18 protein-coding genes are annotated in these 16,798 nt (G+C 57.6%); 5 read left to right on the top strand and 13 right to left on the bottom strand.

The window, feature by feature from the left end; all coding sequences use genetic code 11:
- Position 1: 1 nt before the first annotated feature.
- From CQ019_RS15110 to CQ019_RS15100, 3 genes are all read right to left on the bottom strand, one after another.
- Positions 2–751, bottom strand: a complete 750-nt coding sequence (locus tag CQ019_RS15110) for an ABC transporter ATP-binding protein (protein ID WP_096289133.1) — start codon at positions 749–751, stop codon at positions 2–4.
- A gap of 127 nt (positions 752–878) precedes the next feature.
- Complete coding sequence (locus CQ019_RS15105; RefSeq protein WP_096289135.1) at positions 879–1,811, bottom strand: cation diffusion facilitator family transporter; 933 nt, start codon at positions 1,809–1,811, stop codon at positions 879–881.
- A gap of 3 nt (positions 1,812–1,814) precedes the next feature.
- A complete protein-coding gene (locus CQ019_RS15100) occupies positions 1,815–2,186 on the bottom strand; it encodes a helix-turn-helix transcriptional regulator (protein WP_105570036.1) in 372 nt (123 codons plus the stop codon).
- 79 nt (positions 2,187–2,265) lie between these two features.
- Here CQ019_RS15100 and CQ019_RS15095 point away from each other — a divergent pair, with 79 nt between their 5' ends.
- Both CQ019_RS15095 and CQ019_RS15090 read left to right on the top strand, forming a co-directional pair.
- Positions 2,266–2,862 carry a DNA-3-methyladenine glycosylase I gene (locus tag CQ019_RS15095; protein WP_096289275.1) on the top strand — a complete coding sequence of 199 codons (597 nt, stop codon included), beginning with the start codon at positions 2,266–2,268 and terminating at the stop codon, positions 2,860–2,862.
- Entirely contained in the window at positions 2,863–3,708 is an 846-nt protein-coding gene (locus CQ019_RS15090) for a DNA-3-methyladenine glycosylase (RefSeq protein WP_105570035.1), read from the top strand. It begins immediately after the preceding gene.
- 352 nt (positions 3,709–4,060) lie between these two features.
- On the opposite strand, the gene CQ019_RS15085 is transcribed toward CQ019_RS15090, so the two are convergent.
- The 3 genes from CQ019_RS15085 to CQ019_RS15075 form a co-directional block, all read right to left on the bottom strand.
- Positions 4,061–4,870 carry a siderophore-interacting protein gene (locus CQ019_RS15085; protein ID WP_258134015.1) on the bottom strand — a complete coding sequence of 270 codons (810 nt, stop codon included), beginning with the start codon at positions 4,868–4,870 and terminating at the stop codon, positions 4,061–4,063.
- Between the two features lie 90 nt (positions 4,871–4,960).
- On the bottom strand, positions 4,961–5,428 hold the full coding sequence (locus CQ019_RS15080) for a thioesterase family protein (RefSeq protein ID WP_096289143.1): 468 nt from the start codon (positions 5,426–5,428) through the stop codon (positions 4,961–4,963).
- Positions 5,428–6,510: an App1 family protein gene (locus tag CQ019_RS15075; RefSeq protein WP_096289145.1), complete on the bottom strand. Its 1,083-nt coding sequence runs from the start codon at positions 6,508–6,510 to the stop codon at positions 5,428–5,430. Before CQ019_RS15075 ends, CQ019_RS15080 begins: the two co-directional genes overlap by 1 nt.
- 96 nt (positions 6,511–6,606) lie before the next feature.
- On the opposite strand from CQ019_RS15075, the gene CQ019_RS15070 reads away from it, so the two are divergent.
- Positions 6,607–7,038, top strand: coding sequence for a pyridoxamine 5'-phosphate oxidase family protein (locus CQ019_RS15070; protein ID WP_096289147.1), 432 nt, complete (start codon positions 6,607–6,609; stop codon positions 7,036–7,038).
- Between the two features lie 88 nt (positions 7,039–7,126).
- On the opposite strand, the gene CQ019_RS15065 is transcribed toward CQ019_RS15070, so the two are convergent.
- The 5 genes from CQ019_RS15065 to CQ019_RS15045 form a co-directional block, all read right to left on the bottom strand.
- Complete coding sequence (locus CQ019_RS15065; protein WP_105570034.1) at positions 7,127–7,987, bottom strand: 3-hydroxyacyl-CoA dehydrogenase family protein; 861 nt, start codon at positions 7,985–7,987, stop codon at positions 7,127–7,129.
- 12 nt (positions 7,988–7,999) lie between these two features.
- Positions 8,000–9,457 carry an aldehyde dehydrogenase family protein gene (locus CQ019_RS15060; RefSeq protein WP_105570033.1) on the bottom strand — a complete coding sequence of 486 codons (1,458 nt, stop codon included), beginning with the start codon at positions 9,455–9,457 and terminating at the stop codon, positions 8,000–8,002.
- 27 nt (positions 9,458–9,484) lie between these two features.
- Positions 9,485–10,669, bottom strand: a complete 1,185-nt coding sequence (locus tag CQ019_RS15055; protein WP_096289153.1) for an acyl-CoA dehydrogenase family protein — start codon at positions 10,667–10,669, stop codon at positions 9,485–9,487.
- 14 nt (positions 10,670–10,683) lie between these two features.
- Positions 10,684–11,829 carry a CaiB/BaiF CoA-transferase family protein gene (locus tag CQ019_RS15050; protein WP_105554190.1) on the bottom strand — a complete coding sequence of 382 codons (1,146 nt, stop codon included), beginning with the start codon at positions 11,827–11,829 and terminating at the stop codon, positions 10,684–10,686.
- A gap of 105 nt (positions 11,830–11,934) precedes the next feature.
- A complete protein-coding gene (locus CQ019_RS15045) occupies positions 11,935–12,654 on the bottom strand; it encodes a GntR family transcriptional regulator (RefSeq protein ID WP_105554191.1) in 720 nt (239 codons plus the stop codon).
- Between the two features lie 273 nt (positions 12,655–12,927).
- Between CQ019_RS15045 and CQ019_RS15035 the strand changes: the two genes are divergently transcribed.
- Positions 12,928–13,803, top strand: coding sequence for an inositol monophosphatase family protein (locus CQ019_RS15035; protein WP_258133669.1), 876 nt, complete (start codon positions 12,928–12,930; stop codon positions 13,801–13,803).
- Between the two features lie 62 nt (positions 13,804–13,865).
- Positions 13,866–14,078: a hypothetical protein gene (locus CQ019_RS18335; protein ID WP_146112495.1), complete on the top strand. Its 213-nt coding sequence runs from the start codon at positions 13,866–13,868 to the stop codon at positions 14,076–14,078.
- Positions 14,079–14,124: 46 nt separating this feature from the next.
- Here CQ019_RS18335 and CQ019_RS15030 read toward each other — a convergent pair whose 3' ends face one another.
- A complete protein-coding gene (locus CQ019_RS15030) occupies positions 14,125–15,798 on the bottom strand; it encodes a thiamine pyrophosphate-binding protein (protein ID WP_105554194.1) in 1,674 nt (557 codons plus the stop codon).
- Positions 15,798–16,784: an agmatinase gene (gene speB / locus CQ019_RS15025; RefSeq protein WP_105554195.1), complete on the bottom strand. Its 987-nt coding sequence runs from the start codon at positions 16,782–16,784 to the stop codon at positions 15,798–15,800. Before speB ends, CQ019_RS15030 begins: the two co-directional genes overlap by 1 nt.
- Between the last annotated feature and the right edge of the window lie 14 nt (positions 16,785–16,798).

The raw sequence follows: 16,798 nt of genomic DNA, 5'->3' as shown, positions 1-16,798 counted from the left end.
CCTACTCCGCTAGGGAGGCGAGAGCCTCGGTGACGCTGGCTACGGTGGGGTCTTCGAGCGAACCGACGAGGTTTCCATCCTTCATCAGCAATACGGTGTCCGCGTAGGATGCTGCAGCCGGATCGTGGGTGACCATGATGATGGTCTGTCCCATTTCGCGGGTGGAGGTGCGCATCAAGGAGAGCACTTCAGCACCGGTTCGAGAGTCCAAGTTGCCGGTCGGCTCATCGCCGAAGACGACTTCAGGGCGGGTGAGCAATGCACGAGCTACGGCTACGCGCTGCTGCTGTCCACCGGAAAGCTCGTGTGGTTTGTGCGTCAGCCGGTCACGCAGACCCAACGAATCGATGACGACGTTGAACCATTCACGGTCGTGCTTCTTGCCGGCTAAGGACAGCGGCAGCAAGATGTTGTCCCTGGCATTTAATGTTGGAACGAGGTTGAAGGATTGGAACACGAAGCCGATCTGCTCGCGGCGCATAGTGGTCAGCTGGTCATCGTTGAGTTCGGTAAGGTTCTTGCCACCGATGATGATTTCGCCAGAATCGGCGTTGTCCAAGCCCGCCAAGCAGTGCATCAGGGTCGACTTGCCAGAACCTGAGGGTCCCATGATTGCGGTGAAACGGGAACGGGCAAAGGCCACATCCACTCCGCGCAAAGCTTCGACTCGGGTGCTGTCACGACCGTAGCTCTTGCTTAGTCCTCGAGCTTGGACTGCATAGTCGGTTACCTGCTGTGTTTCAGTTGTCATGCATCAATTATATAAAGCTCCTAGCCAATTGAGGATCGGTCAGAAGGTTTGCATCTACGCTGCGGGAGTCATACCACGGGATGAGAGAGCCTCCCGGTACCCTCATCCCGTGCACGGTCACGAACGCCTAGCACTGCGAATGGTAGTCCGAGTCGCGGTGGCTTCGGGGTTCGATCTGGAAGGTTGAATGCTCGATGCTGACCTCAAAATGATCCGCCACGCACTGTTGAAGTTCACGCAGCAGTTGACCGGCCGCACCGGCCGTGAACATGTGGTCCTCGGCGACAATATGCGCGGTGAGCACCGGAAGGTTCGAGGCAATTTGACTGGCGTGCAGGTCGTGAACGGCGATCACGCCCGCCTGTTCTTCCAAGTGCCGGCGTACCGATTCAAGGTCCAACCCACGGGGCGTTGATTCGAGCAAGATATGCGTCGTCTCCCCCAGAAGCTTCACGGCGCGTGGCACGATCAGCGCGGCAATGACGAGCGCTGCGACCGAGTCCGCGCTCGCCCATCCGGTGAAATGGATTGTCAGCGCGGCAATAATGACCGCTACGGATCCCAGTGCGTCATTCATGACCTCGAGGAACGCAGCGCGCATGTTCAGATTGGCCTCGCGCCCCGCGGAGATGATCCACATGGCTAGGAGATTTCCGGCCAAGCCGACGATACCGAAGATCAGGAGGCCTTCGGCGTGCACCTCTGCCGGTACAAAGAGGCGACGAACCGCGTCGATGGCCGCGTAGATGCCGACGGCGAGCAACAGTGCGGATTGTAAGGTCGCGGAGAGCACCTCGGCGCGGCGGAACCCCCAGGTGCGTTTGAGTGTGGGCTTGCGCTGAATCAGATTGGCTGCGGTCAACGCAAGCAAGAGCCCCACCGAGTCGGTCAGCATATGGGCCGCGTCGACGAGCAAAGCCAGCGAGTTGGTAACTAGCGCGCCAATAATCTCCGCGAGCAAGATACTCACGGTAATCGCAAATGCCCATGCCAGCCTGGTGCGGTTCACATTTGAGTGGTCATGTTCATGGCCATGGCCAGAAGTGTGCTCATGCCCCATGCCCTAGGCCTCCAGAGATTGGTGCGGGTGAGCTTCGTGCCATCGATGACCGCTGGCGCTGGAACTTGCCAACTGCTCCGCTTGGGTGAGAATCATTGTCAGTTGCGTGGTCTCAGTAAGGGAATAGAGACTTGCACGTCCCTGCGTGCGCACGGAAACGAGATCGCTTTCGCGGAGGCAAGCCAGATGAGCGCTGACGGTGCTTTGCGCTAGCCCAAGGTGTTCGGTCAGCTCTTTGACCTTGTGTTCACCTGTTTTGAGATGCACCAGGATGAGCAACCGCGTGGGGTCAGCTAGGGCGTGGAACAACGCTGCCATTTTCATGCGTTGAGTTGCTCCAAGCTTTGCATCGACAAAAGACTCTATTATCGCCATATGACGATAATAGCTCGAGCTTCTGCAAATGGCCGTTTATGACTCTGCGTCCTCGATACGCAAGTGGCATGATGATTTCATGAGTGAAGATTTAGTTATTGGTGCAGACGGGTTGGCCCGCCCGCAATGGGCCGCAAGCAACGCGCTGCTGCGCGAGTACTACGACACCGAATGGGGCATGCCTGTCACCGGGGAACAAGCCCTGTTTGAACGACTCAGCCTAGAGGGCTTCCAGTCAGGTTTATCGTGGGCCACAATTCTGGCCAAGCGCGAAAACTTCCGTTCCGCCTTTCAGGGATTCGACCCGCAGTTGGTCTCGGCCTACGGTGAGCAGGATTACGAGCGACTCATGGACGATGCCGGTATTGTCAGAAATAAACTCAAGATTCGGGCAACCATCGCCAACGCTCAGGCGACGCTCGCATTGCGTGACGATGGAGGCCTGTCCCAGCTGATCTGGTCTTTCAAACCTGAAAGCACCCCGTTCCCACGCACCTTGGCTGAAATTCCCACGCAGAGCCCGGAGTCCAGCGCGCTGGCCAAATACCTCAAAAAGCGTGGCTTTAAGTTCGTTGGCCCAACGACTATGTTCGCGCTAATGGAGGCTATTGGGATCGTTGATACGCACCTAGTCGGCTCACATCGCCGCGGCACCTCTGGCGTCTGGCCAGCCTAGATGAAGTTCACGGTTCCAGTGGACGGAGTTCTGGATGCCTCGCACGCACTCTCGGTCCTGGCTATCCATTCATTGCCGAATCAGGAGCGGCTGGATCGCGAAGCGTCGAGCGTCGTCCGCGTGCTACGCATCGATGATCAGCTCCACGAACTCAAAATACTGCTCGGCACCCACGAGGCCACGGTGCACACGCAAGCCCCAGAATCGCTGCACCCCAGACTCGCCAAGATCATTAGCACCTGGCTAGGCCTAGCTGACTCGAATGAGCTCAGTTATCAGCAACTGGCCACCATCAGTGCCCTGCAGCCAGCATTGGACAACTTCCCGAACCTGCGGCTTATCAGCTACCCGGACCTCTTTGAGGCGCTCGCCACGACAGTTCTAGGGCAACAGATCTCAACGAGCGCAGCCCGAACCCTCGCCACCCGATTCGTCGAAGCGCTCGGAGAACTTCACGCCTGCGGACTGCGGGCGTTCCCCGATGCGCACGCCACCGCGCAACTAACCGCCGAAGAACTCCAGCAGGTGATCCGCTGCCCGCTTTCCCGCGCAGAGACGCTTCTCCGGGTCGCCACGTGGTTTATTCACACCGGCGGGCGTCTAGCCGAAAACCATGACGAGTTCCTCAGCAGCCTGCTCGCCCTGAAAGGCGTTGGCCCCTGGACACGGGACTATGTTGCATTGCGTGGCTTACGTCAGAAGTCCATATTCTTGGATACGGACTTAGTAGTGAAACGGGCCATGCGCCAGTTGCGCATCCCAGACATTGAATGCCTTCAGCTTCCAGAAGGCGCTAGATCACTGGCCACCGTCTTGTTGTGGGCCTTCGAAGCAAACAAAAATTGAGACGCACCGACAGATTCTAAGCCGATACGTCTCAATTTTGCGGTTCGGCTGATTGAGCAAGCCAGCTGATCCCCTGTTTACAATTTTCCCGGTACCGCCGGCAACTACTGCATGGTGAGTAAGCCACGTGGTAGCAACCGAACGATCCCCGTCGATCAAATTGCTTGCCTTCCCCGTCCACACACGGGGTAGGCATTGACCTTAGCTTACGGCAAATTCAGCCAATAACGTCAAGCATCAATGATCATATTTCCGATTATTAAGCTTAGGGGTGCCTAATTAACCGAACTTGCAGTTCACGGATCATTTGCACTGCAGGCCCAAGGCTCCATCCAGGCCAATTGCGTTCGGGCTACTCGTTGAATATTTGACCCACGGGCGTCCGCTTTTCAGCTTGGAATACATCTTCCGCGCGGCCAAAAGCCCAGTAGGCCGACAGCGACATATCCCGACGGTCCACGCCACGCTCGTCATAGAAATAGGAGCGCAGTGCCTTCATCACCTCACGCTCGCCATGCGCGAAAACTTGCACCCGTCCGCCCGGCCAAGGGTGCTGGCGCACTGCCGACTCAAGGGTTGAGGCCTCCGGGGTAAACGCCGCGCCGCGATGGATCCAGCGGATATCAACACCACGGGGTGCGCGCATTTCAATTTCGTCCCCTGCGCCTTCGACCTCAATGAGCACCTGCCCCACCATGTCTTCACGCATGGCCTCGAGCGATGCCGCGATCGCAGGAATCGCAGTCTCATCACCTACGAGGAGGTGGAAATCGAATTCGCCCTTGGGCTCATACATGCCACCGGGGCCCGAGAAGCAGACAGAGTCGCCGATCTTCGCATCACGCGCCCACGGTCCGGCCAGCCCATCGCTTCCATGGACGACAAAGTCAACTTCAATAGTGCCCGCGGCCGCATCGGAACGGCGCACCGTATACGTCCGGCGCACCGGCATATCTTCTCCGGGCAGCCGTTCGCGCAATTCATCCATGTCGTAGGGTAGCGTCAAGCCCAGCTCCGGCTTGGCGAAAAGTATCTTGATGTAACGGTCTGTCGCTGATTTGTCGACGAAATTCTCAAACCCAGGGCCACCAAAGGTGAGGCGAACCAGGTGTTCCGAAATTTGCTGCCGCTTAACAACCTGCAAAACAACTTGCGGGCGCACCGGGCGCCCACCCTCTGCTCGTGCCACAAAAACACTTCCTAACTGAATAAGACTAGATAGACCTACCCTAATTCATTTACAGCCCACCAGTTATCGCGCGAACGTCGATGGACCTTCCAACACAGCCAATGATTCACGCTCCGCGATGCTCAAACGTTGCACGCGTGAAGTTAATGGGTCAAAATAGGCCAGCGTTGTCGAGGCCTTTACGCAGACGTGGCCCTCCACAGGATCTCGGAATTCATAACAAATATCAAAACTCGCAGGCTTGATATTCGCTACCCACAGATCGACTCTGACCGGAACATTCCGATATTCCAGCGGCCTGGAGTAGCGCACGCGATGCTCAACAACAAGGATCTGCACCCCATTGGGGACCGCGGAGAATATATCCACCTTAGGCTTGGAACCTGGTGCGCCCGTTCCGCCAGGTACGCCGAAGCCAGCGATTCGCGCCTCTTCCATAAGCCGAATCAGATTGACGTTGTTGACATGTCCATATGCGTCCATGTCGCCCCAACGCATGGGTACTTCTACGCACAGTACCGAGCCGGACATTATTTTTCCTCCCCCAAGCGATCATCGGGACGAATCACATCATAAGCAGCTAATTGCTCTAGGATCTGGGACCCGTCGGGCTCGTAGCTCCAGCGAATGCCTGGTGTCGTGCGGCGCAAATCAGTTGAACGCCCACCGGCGAGCACCGCTTCGGAGGGCGTCAATTGACGGATGACTATCGTGTGCACATGCTCCGGGTAGCGCCGGGCAAACTCCGCGTAAATCGTCGGATCATGCTGCCCGTCGTCTCCGATAAGCATCCACTCAATGTTTGGAAATTCCACAGCGAGCCTGCGCAATTGGTCAACTTTATGTTGCATACCGCTACGGAACCAGCCTCGGTCGGTTGGCCCCCAATCGGTCAGAAGCAGCGGACCCCGTGGATACAAATTGCGCGAGATGAATCGTTCCAGAGTCTGCGCAACATTCCACGCACCGGTAGAAAGATAAATTGTTGGGCTCGTCGGGTGCTCCGCCAAAACGCGTTGCATCATCACCGCCATACCCGGCGTCGCGACGCGGGCATGCTCCGAAAGCACGAAGGAATTCCACGCGGCGAGCAGTGGCCTAGGCAGCGCCGTCACGACAACCGTGTCATCCACATCGCTAATGATGCCGAAACGTTGCGTCTCGTCGATGACGAGAATCTGCGCGGTGGCGGATTGCCCATTGTGGGCAGTGATTTCAATATCGTTCCAGCCAGCTGGCAGATCCACCGAAAGTTTGACATCTAGGACGCCGCCGCGGTCCGCGAGGACTTCGAACCGCTTTCCGTCAGCAAGCACAGTGACTTTCCCAAAAGGAAGTACCGCCGAGGTGAAGTTGCGGAACCCTCGGATCCCATCTTCGACAACCTTGGCATGGTGCTTGCCACCCTCGAACGCGCCGGGTTTAGCCATGACCACGCGAGCGAGAACCCGCACCCATCCGCCTTTTTTGGCCGCATATCCGTACCCGTTGTAAGGAAGGATAACCGGACCCAATCCCTTGTCGATGGCACGGCGTGCTCGCCATTGCAGGACATGGTCCTCAAGTCGCGAGGCTACGTGGCGTGCGACCCTATTACTTGCTGCATGGCTCATGTTAGTAGTCTTTCATGTTCGGGGACTGCAACGCGTCTAAAAACAAATGCGTCACAAACTCTTGAACTTTTCTACATAACGTAGAAAACTAGTTGCATGAGATATCAGCACACTAATGATGCTCCAGTTTTGGTGCTCACCGAAGAACAGTCCTGGGAGCTATTGGCTCACACGGCACATGGCCGAATAGCCACTGCGGCGGCCGGAACCGTGGACATCGTTCCGGTAAATTACGCGGTGCATAAAGGAAATATCTACCTACGCACTGCGCCGGGAAACAAACTCGCTTCGATGGTCGTGAACTCCTCGATTGCTTTGGAGGCCGACGGAATCCTTTCCGACGAGGCCTGGTCCGTAGTGGTGCACGGTACCGCAGAAATTTTGGAGCACGAAGCAGATATCAATGAGGCTCTCGAAAGCGGTGTCAGCCCCTGGGCACAGAGCATCAAAGATTTTTGGATCAGAGTGACCGTCAACTCGATCTCCGGTCGTCATTTCATCCTCGGTGAGCAACCGGAAGCCATCTAATCCCTCCGCATATGCGGTAGCAACACGATGGGCTCGCGGACAGCACATTGTCGATACCGGCCGCGAGTCCAGATTCTGCAGTTTGCTGCTACCTGCGATATTCGTAGAATCCTTCACCGCTCTTACGGCCCAGTTTCCCCTCGGTCACTTTCTGCGTGATCAACGGGTGCGGTTGGTCCACCTCCTCACCGGTCTCTGCGTAGGTCGCTTGGGCAATGAAATCGATAACGTCCAGACCCACGAGGTCCATCAGCTCAAAAGGCCCCATCGGGTGCCCCAGCGCGGTACGCGCCGTGGTGTCTATATCTTTGATGCTGGCAACCTCCGCAGAAGCCAGATTGAGCGCTTCACGCTGTATTGCCCCCATCATGCGGTTAGCAATGAAACCCGGGATTTCTTTATTCACCAGCACCGGCTCTTTCCCTAGCGCGCGGGCGACCGCCGTCACCGCCTGGATGGTCTCATCACTGGTTTGCTCGTTGCGCACAATTTCTACGCACTTCATGACCAAGGCGGGGTTGAAAAAGTGCATATTGCAGACCTGGCTCGCGCGCCCGCTGGCCTCAGCCACTTGGGACGAAGCCAAGGTCGAGGAATTGGTTACCAAGATGGCATGAGCTGGAGCGTTTTTGCCCAGTTCGGCGAAGATTGAGCGTTTAATGTCTAAACGTTCGGCTGCCGCTTCGATCACTAGGTCCGCTTGGGCCGCGCTAGCGTCCAGCTCGGTAGATCGGCTCAGCCGTGCCAAGGCGGCGTCGGCAAACTCTGCCTGCAGCTTGCCCTTAGCGACACGTCCGGCGGCCCAACTTTCCAGATCGCTGCGAGCCGCGTCCAAAGCGCTGCCCGAGATGTCCTGCAGGATCGTGGTGTAACCGCCCAGTGCGCAACTCATCGCAATCTGCCGGCCCATAGTTCCGGCGCCGATGATCAGAATAGTCCTAATATCCATTAGTTCCTCTTCCTAGCCGCGGAGATACACGGTAGTGGTGTGGGTATAAAACTCGCGGGCGGCGGCTCCCTGTTCTTTCGGCCCGTATCCGGATGCTTTCGCCCCGCCAAATGGTACGTGCGGATCGGCTCCCGCAGATTCGGAGTTCACATGCAAAATACCGACGTCCAGGCGTTCTTGCGCGCTAATCGCCGTAGCCAGGTCGCGAGTGAACAGCGCAAGACTCAACCCGAATTCGGAATCCGCGGCGGCTTCGAAGGCGGCCTCGGTTCCGGAAACGCGCAGCACACTGAGTGCCGGGGCGAAGAATTCCTCACGCCAAGCGCAATTTTCCCGACCCCGAGAATCGCTTGGGATGCCAAGCACGGTCGGTGCCACGTAGTTTCCGCTGGCTGGAACTGCGCCCTCGAAGATAACGGTGGCGCCTTCCGACCTAGCTTTTGCGACGCCCGCCCTGACCGATTTCGCCGATTTGGCGTCGATGACCGGTCCCATCTGGACCCCTGGATCCAGTGGATTTCCGGTTACCCAGTTTGCCAGTCGCGAGGTGAGCTTTTCCAAGAATTCATCGGCAATCGAGTCATCCAAGATCAGTCGACTCGTAGCGGTGCATTTTTGCCCGCTGGAGCGGAATGCCCCAAAGAGTACCTGTTCGCTGGCCAGGTCCAGGTCTGCATCGGCCAGCACCACCGAGGCGTTCTTTCCACCCATTTCTGCTTGCACTGGGATGCCACGCGCAGCACCCATGGCGCAGAGCTTTCTCCCGACACCTGTGGATCCGGTGAATGACAAGCCCTCCAGATGGGGGTGGCTCATGATCGAGTCTCCCAGTGCGCCCGGACCGATCACCAGGTTGAGCACCCCGGCAGGTAGTCCGGCGGCTTCGAAGGCTTCGACCAACCGCACCGCCAGCAGCGGGACCAGGCTCGCCGGCTTGAAAACCACGGTATTTCCGAAGATCAGCGCGGGGGCGATCTTCCAGGCGGGGATAGCTATCGGAAAATTGAATGGGGTCACAATGCCCAACACGCCCAAGGGCTTATGCGAGACCAAGATCTGCTCCCCAGCGCGCGGAGATTGGAACATTGTTCCGGCGCTACGTTCGGCTTCACCTGCATAATAGGAGAGGATCTGTGCCGCACGGCGTACCTCGCCTATTCCTTCTGCGAGCGTTTTACCTTCTTCACGAGTAAGTTCCGTACCGATTCTCTCCGCATGCTCCGTGAGGTAGGCCGAAGCTCTCAGCAGATAACTGGCACGTTCGGCCATCGGGGTGGCCGCCCACCCTGCCTTCGCCGCGTTCGCGGCTTCAAAGGCTTCAACTACCTGGTTGGCATCTGCCGCTTGGCCTGCGGCAACAATCAAGGAGGAATCGGCGGCGCTGGTGGAGCTGAGCTCGCTGGCGTTTCCCGGAAGCCAGACACCGTTCAGGTACTGGCGAAGGCTTTCCACTTTCGTCTGCTGTGTCATATTCTAAGTTTTTCCTTGTACTGATTTTTAGCGGAAGGCCGGGACACCGGTGAGCTTATTACCCAAAATCAAGGTGTGTACCTCGTCGGTACCTTCGTAGGTGCGCACCGACTCGAGGTTATTTGCGTGACGCAGTGGCGAGTAGTCCAAGGTGATACCGTTTCCGCCAAGGATGGTGCGCGCTTCGCGGCAGATCGCGATTGCTTCGCGGCAGTTGTTCAGCTTGCCAACGGATATCTGGTGCAGGTCGAGGGTTCCTGCATCTTTCTGGCGCCCGATATGCAGGGCGAGGAGGAAGCCCTTGTTGATTTCCAAAGCCATATCCACCAGCTTCTGCTGGGTCATCTGATAACCGGCCAATGGCTTGTCGAATTGCAGCCGTTCCTGGGAATACTTCAGCGCCACCTCGAAGGAGTCACGCGCCGCTCCCATGGCGCCCCAGATAATGCCGTAGCGGGCTTCGTTGAGACAGGAGAATGGGCCCTTGAGACCGAGAACGTTCGGTAGCACCGCGCTAGCTGGCAGCCGCACATCGGTCAATTCGATCTCGCACTGGATCGAAGCTCGCATCGATAGCTTCGGCTCGATTGGTGTGGCCTTGAATCCAGCGGTCTCGGTAGGGACCACGAACCCGCGGATGCCTTCGTCGGTCTGCGCCCAGATGACGGCAACCTTTGCCACATTTGCCAAGCCAATCCAGCGCTTCATTCCGTTGATCACCCAGTCGTCCCCGTCGCGGCGGGCAAAGGTCGTCATGCTCGACGGGTCGGATCCGGCGGTTGGCTCCGTCAGGCCAAAGCAGCCGATTGCTTCGCCGGAGGCCAGCTGTGGCAGCCACTCTTGTTTTTGTTCCTCAGAACCATGTTTGTAAATGGCGCTCATGGCTAGCGATCCTTGGACCGAGACGAAGGTGCGCAGTCCGGAGTCGCCGGCTTCCAGCTCGGCTCCCGCAAGCCCATATTCGACAGCAGAACGTCCTGCGCAGCCGTAGCCTTGCAGGTGCATGCCCAGCAGACCGAGTTTGGCCATTTCTGGAACGATTTCCAGGGGGAACGTCGCTGTTTCGTACCAGCTGGCAATGTTTGGTTTGATGTTTTCGTTCACGAAGGAGCGGACCTGATTCCGCAGGGCAAGTTCTTCGCCGCTGAGCAGTGCATCAAAATTGATCAGGTCTGCTGGGTCAATGGCGGTGTTAGGTGAAGGGGCAATCATTTGAGCTGTCTCCTTTAGAGGCTGGTGGTGCTGAGGAAGATATGCTGGTGTTCACCCAAGGCCGGGGGCACTAGCCGATATGTGGGCTTAGTTCGGGACAGGACGATCGGGTTGGCAATTTGCCGGGAGCTTCGTCCGGTTTTTAGATCGTTGATCGTTACCACCGGTTCCAGTCCTAGCTCGTCGGCGAACTCCAAGGCTTCAAGAACCGAGTTAACCTTTCCTGCAGGTACTCCGACCTCCATGAGTCGATTTGTCCACTGGGCCGCCGATCCTCGCCTGGTGACTTCTTCGATCAGGTCTTTGAGTTCCTGCCGGTGTTGCACACGCGAAAGATTGTCTGCGAACCGTGGATCTTGCGGCAGGTTGGTCAGTCCCAGCTCTGTGCCAAGGGCGGTGAACTGGCGGTTGTTTCCCACCGCGATCACCATGACACCATCAGAAGTTGCGAAGGTTTCATAGGGCGCAATACTTGGATGTGCGTTCCCCAAACGCGGTGGCGGATTACCGGTAACCGCGGTGCTGCTAGCTTGATTAGTCAATCCCGCCAGCAGGGAGGTCATCAATGAGATTCCTATATTTTGCCCCTGCCCGCTAATATCCCGTTCCCGAAGCGCCAAGAGTATTCCCGTCGTGGCGTTCTGTGCCGCGAGGACATCAACCAGCGCCACTCCCACCTTGCTTGGCGTTCCATCGGGCTCACCGGTGATGCTCATCAGGCCTCCGACCGCTTGAACCAGAAGATCGAAGCCTGGCAGCGAGGCGCCGAGCCCATCGCCAAATCCCGAAATTGAGCAGTAGACCAACGCAGGATTCGATGCTCTCAAGGACTCGTAGTCCAGGCCGAACTTGGCGAGCACGCCCGGACGAAAATTTTCCACGACAACGTCGGCATCTCGGATGATCTCGCGCAGCTCGGTTAGTTCCGCGGAGTTGTTGAAATCTACAACGATTGCCTGCTTATTGCGGTTCACTGCCGAATAGTAGGTACTCACCCCGTCTTCGGTGACCGGCGGCAACCATGCCCTGGTTTCATCTCCATCTCGGCTTTCTACTTTCAGCACCTCGGCGCCAAAATCGGCCAGCGTCATGGTGCATAACGGACCGGCGAGGATGCGGGAGAGGTCAACGACCTTGATTCCTTGCATTGGTTGAGTCATCGGGTTACCTACGTTCTCGTCATCGAAAAAACGTTGTTACATGTTGCATGCAACTGTATGGCAAATGGTCTCTGTGTTCAAGACCACCCCTATATGTTTATGGCTCTAGAAGATCAATTCGTCCAAGCGCGTCAAATAGCGCTCGGCCTCAAGTCCCGGGGTCCGCGCGCAGACAGCCGTCACGAGCATCTGCGCAGTACGAAGCACGTGGTTGCGCATCGCAGTAGCCGCGCCAGATGGGTCACGTTCCAAGATGGACTTCATCAATTCATCTCGATCGCTGGCCAGGTCTTGGCTGGTTCTGGCCTGAGGAATCGTTACTTGTCCGTGCGCGAGCACCAGGTTGCGCAACTCCCCCACGATGCCGTCAAGTTTGGCGTTGCTTGCCAGGCTTAGCAGATAGAGGTGGAACTTTTTATCTGCCTCCAGCGTTGCCCGGCCATCCCCGGTCTGCCCCACCTCAAGCATTTCACGGTGCAGCTCACGAAGAGTTCCGAGGTCTTCTTCGCTAGCATTGAGCACGGCTCGTGCGGCTGCAGGTGGCTCGACGATCAGCCGGACCTGAAATACCTCCACGATGTCGTCTAGCGAAATCTGGTTCACGCGCACGCCACGATTTTTCGCGACGGTCACGATGCCCTCTTTTTCTAGTAGCTGCAGCGCTTCGCGGACCGGAGTGCGTGAAACTCCGAGCTTTTCGGAGATAGCAATTGCCGAATAATGGTTGTCCGGGGTCATTTCGCCGGACACGATAGCAGCGCGGATCTTCGTGGTGACTTGCTCGGTCAACGATTCTTTGGGCGAGATCGGTTGCATGCTACTCATATTTGAAGTCTATCTTCCCCTGTCAATGTGGGCGCTGAACACCCCGCTGCACTTTTGCGCTGCGGGATTTCGTTCCTCGCGGATTCCGGTGCCGGCGTTCGCCAATACCGCAGTGCACCAGGCTCCCATGCTCCTGAGATCCTGCGGTTTTGAACACTATTGGGCGTCGTATTACTTGGTTCGTGAATGCTTCTTCTCAGACTTCGCTCTTCTGCCAGCGGTCTCAGTCAAAAAGATTAAGGTGCACTTAGAACACCAAGATAGGGTGGAACCGTGAATGCTCAGATGACTCCCACCCGACTAGCTCTGGCCGAATCGCTGCGTCAGGCAGCACTGATTGCCGCGCTCAAAGCTGCACCACAAGTTCGTGAAGCATTCCGCGGAAGTGTCGGCGCCGAAGAAAAAACGAACGCCCATGATCTCGTCACCGATGTAGACCGGCAAAGCCAAGAGATCATTACCCAGTCGCTACGCGAGGCCTTCCCAAAGTCTTGGGTACTCGGCGAAGAGAACATAGCCGCGGACTCAGGCATAGCCTCCCCGACCGAAGTGCAATGGATTGTGGACCCTATTGACGGAACCAGTAATTTCGTTCACGGCGTCGCGTTCTTCTGCATTTCAATTGCCGCGGCAATCGACAACGAGTTGGTCGCAGCAGCAATAGTCGATCCGATCTCCGGAGATCAGTTCAGTGCCAATAGTCAGGCTGCTTATCACAATGGGGAATTGTTGAGCCCAGGCAATCGACCTGAACAAGCACGCGCAAACTTGATGACAGATTACCCGGGAGCCGAGTCCATGCTTAAGGACGGCCCATTGGCGCTTGAGCTCTTTGGGCAGTGGATTCAGGATTTCGCCACCGTGCGGCGCAAAGTTTCTGCCGCTCTGGGGCTCGCTCATGTGGCCGCCGGCTGGTGCGATGCAAGCGTGGGGTTCGATACGAAGCCTTGGGACGTGGCCGCGGGAGCGCACCTGATTCGAATGTCCGGCGGAAGTTACCGAGGCTTGGCTTTCGGCAAGCAGGTGGCCGCTGACCATCTCTGCGAAGGTTTCATCGCCCAAGGCCCAGGCGCCGACTACGAGTCGTTGGCTCGATCAGCCTCGCGGGTTCATCAGTTGAGAAGCCAGAGCCAAGTCAAACAAATCTGACAATACCCAGATTCTTATCCGGTGCACCGCAGATTGCTTGGCTTCGGTCGTACCATGAGTGCATGACACCACGTATCCAACGAACTGCACATTCCGCCGTGCAGCATCATGGTGGCGGAGGGTTGATCCTCGGAGGAATCGGAGCCATGTTGCTCTTCGGTATCTTCGCAGTGATGTTGGCAAGCCAGTCCCTAGACTGGGTGCCACTGCTCATAGGCATCAGCCTGGGCTTCTCCACATTAATGTTTGGCGTGGTTTACCACTTCACGCACTAACAAGAGTCACTTCGGCGCCCCCTTCGAAGGGCGCCGAAGCTATGCCTTACTCGCCTAAATGCGTCGGGGCGAACATGCGTAAGAGCGTCTGAACCACGATGACATTTGGGCCTTCTCCGGCGAATGACTCGCGTAACGCGTCACCGATCTGGTCAGCTTCGACCAGTCGCGCAGGAACTCCGAAAGCCTGGGCTAAGGCAACGAAATCCGGGCGTTCCAGCTCGGTGGCCGTTGCCTTGCCAAAAGCCCCTTCCATGTATTCACGCAGAATTCCATAACCACCGTCGTCAACGATCAGCCAAGTGACCGGCACGTTGTGCTGTTTTGCCGTGGCTAATTCTGCAATGGAGTACATCGACGAGCCATCACCGGAGACCGCGAGCACTCGCGCTTGCTCGGGCGTAGCTCCCTCGATCTGCAAGCCGATGGAACCTCCAATGGCCGAGGGGAAACCGAAACCTAGGCCACCGGCACCCTGCGCCGAATGGAACTCTCCCTGGCGCGAATCCCAGCAGCTCCAACCCCAATAAGCCGCAATGGTCATATCCCAGAAGGTCTGCATTTTCGCGGGCACTGCCTCGCGGATATCAGCCATGAACCTTCGTTCATGGTCCAGGCCCTGCTCCGCCAGCCGTGCCTGCACCTTTGCCAAGGTCTGGGTGACGACTTGAGTCGGGCTCTGCCCATGCCAATCTGGCCCGTTGGGCAGGCTTACTTCCTTAAGCTTCGAAGTTAGGAACTGCAACGCCGCCTTGGCATCCGCGCGGATACCCAATGCTGGCGTATTTGACTCAAGGACGCGCGGTTCGGCATCAATTTGGATTATGTGCCCACGAGGTGCGAGCGAGAAATAGTTGCTGGAGACTTCGCCGAGCGCTGAGCCCACGACCACCAATACGTCAGCATCTTCGAGAACTTCGGTGACATGCCGATCCTCCACCCAAGATTGCAAAGACAATTCGTGATCCCACGGGAATGCACCGTTGCCTCCCGGGGTGCAAAGCACCGGGGCATTGAGCTTCTCGGCCACCTCCAGCAATTCGTTTTCGGCTTGGGCCCGACGGACACCTCCGCCCGCAACAACCACCGGTCGCTTTGCTTCCGAAAGCCAGCGAACCGCTTCATCGATCAATTCCACACGTGGTGGATGATCGTAGGCTTCGGCAAGGGCATCACGCACCGGAGGAATGAGCACCGATGCCAGCAAGACATCCTGCGGAACTTCGATCCAGACCGGCCCCATCGGCACGGTGATCGCCTGCGCCCAGGCATCTTGGATCGCCGAGGGAATACCCGAGGCGTGATGCACCGTCTGCTGGAACTTGGTGACGTTTGCGGCCGAGGCCTTCTGGTCATCGAGCTGGTGCAGCATGCCTTTTCGGCGAGCGCCCAGTCCATCCAAAGGAATCTGGCTGGCAACCACCACCATGGGCACGCCGGTGGCATAGGCTTCCTGCAATCCGGCGAGGGCGGTCAGCGCTCCCGGGCCGGTAGAGAGGAAAAGCACTCCGACCTCTCCAGTGGCCCTGCTGTAGCCGTCGGCGGCGAAGGCCGAGTTGTTTTCTACCCGGGAAGAAATGAATTGCAGATTGGAGCGTGAGAGCGCATCGAACAGCCCCAGCGCATGTTGTCCAGGAATGCCGAAGACCGTTTTCGCGCCGAGCGCTGTCAGCGTCTCAACGACGAGATCTCCACCGTTACGTTGTACTTCGTTGCCCATTAGTTGTTCTGTCCGTTCAGCTGACGGTATTCGCTGATCAGGCTGATCAGGTCATAGGTGACATGTGAGGCAGCGACGCCGGTTAGCTCCGCATGATCGTATGCCGGTGCCACCTCCACGATATCGGCTCCCACGATTTTCAGCCCGCGCAAGCCGCGCAAGATTTCCAGCAGTTCGCGGCTGGTGATGCCGCCTGCTTCCGGGGTGCCGGTGCCCGGTGCGTGCGCCGGATCCAGCACGTCGATATCGACCGAAATGTACAATGGGCGGTTGCCGATGCGGTCCCGAAGTTTCGCGACGATCTCTTGCACGCCCTGATAGTAGACATCTGAGCTGGTGACGATGCCGAAACCGAAGCGCTTGTCGTCTTCGAGGTCTTTTTTGCCGTAGAGCGGGCCTCGGGTTCCTACATGGCAGATCGCCTCGGTATCGAGAATGCCTTCCTCCACCGCCCGCCGGAAAGGGGTTCCGTGGGTGTATTCGGCTCCGAAGTAGGTGTCCCAGGTATCCAGGTGGGCGTCGAAATGCAACATTGCTACCGGCGCACCGGCACGTTGCGAGGCCGCACGCAACAAGGGCAATGCGATGGTGTGGTCGCCACCAATGGTCACCAGCGTTGAACCGTCTTCGGTCAGCTCCAGCGCATTGTGCTCGATGGTCTCGATGGCCTCGTTGATGTTGAACGGGTTGACCGCCATATCACCGGCGTCGGAAACCTGGCTCAAAGCGAAGGGGGAAACCTCGGTGGCCGGGTTGTATGGGCGGATCAACCGAGAGGACTCACGGACGTGGTTTGCTCCAAAACGTGCGCCGGAACGGTAGGAAACACCGGAGTCAAAAGGAACACCGACGATCTTGATATCGGATTTCTGGACTTGGTCCAGCCGCGGAAGCCGTGCATAGGTGCCGCCTCCGGCATAGCGCGGAATTACCGCGGCATTAATGGGTCCGATGTTCCCATTTTCTTCGATCCGGACTTCCTTCATGAGCGCTTCTTCCC

This window comes from Arthrobacter sp. MYb229 (genome assembly GCF_002975405.1).
Classification (GTDB): Bacteria; Actinomycetota; Actinomycetes; order Actinomycetales; family Micrococcaceae; genus Glutamicibacter.
The sequence above is the reverse complement of the archived record's forward strand: the minus strand, read 5'-3'. Positions and strand labels throughout refer to the sequence as shown.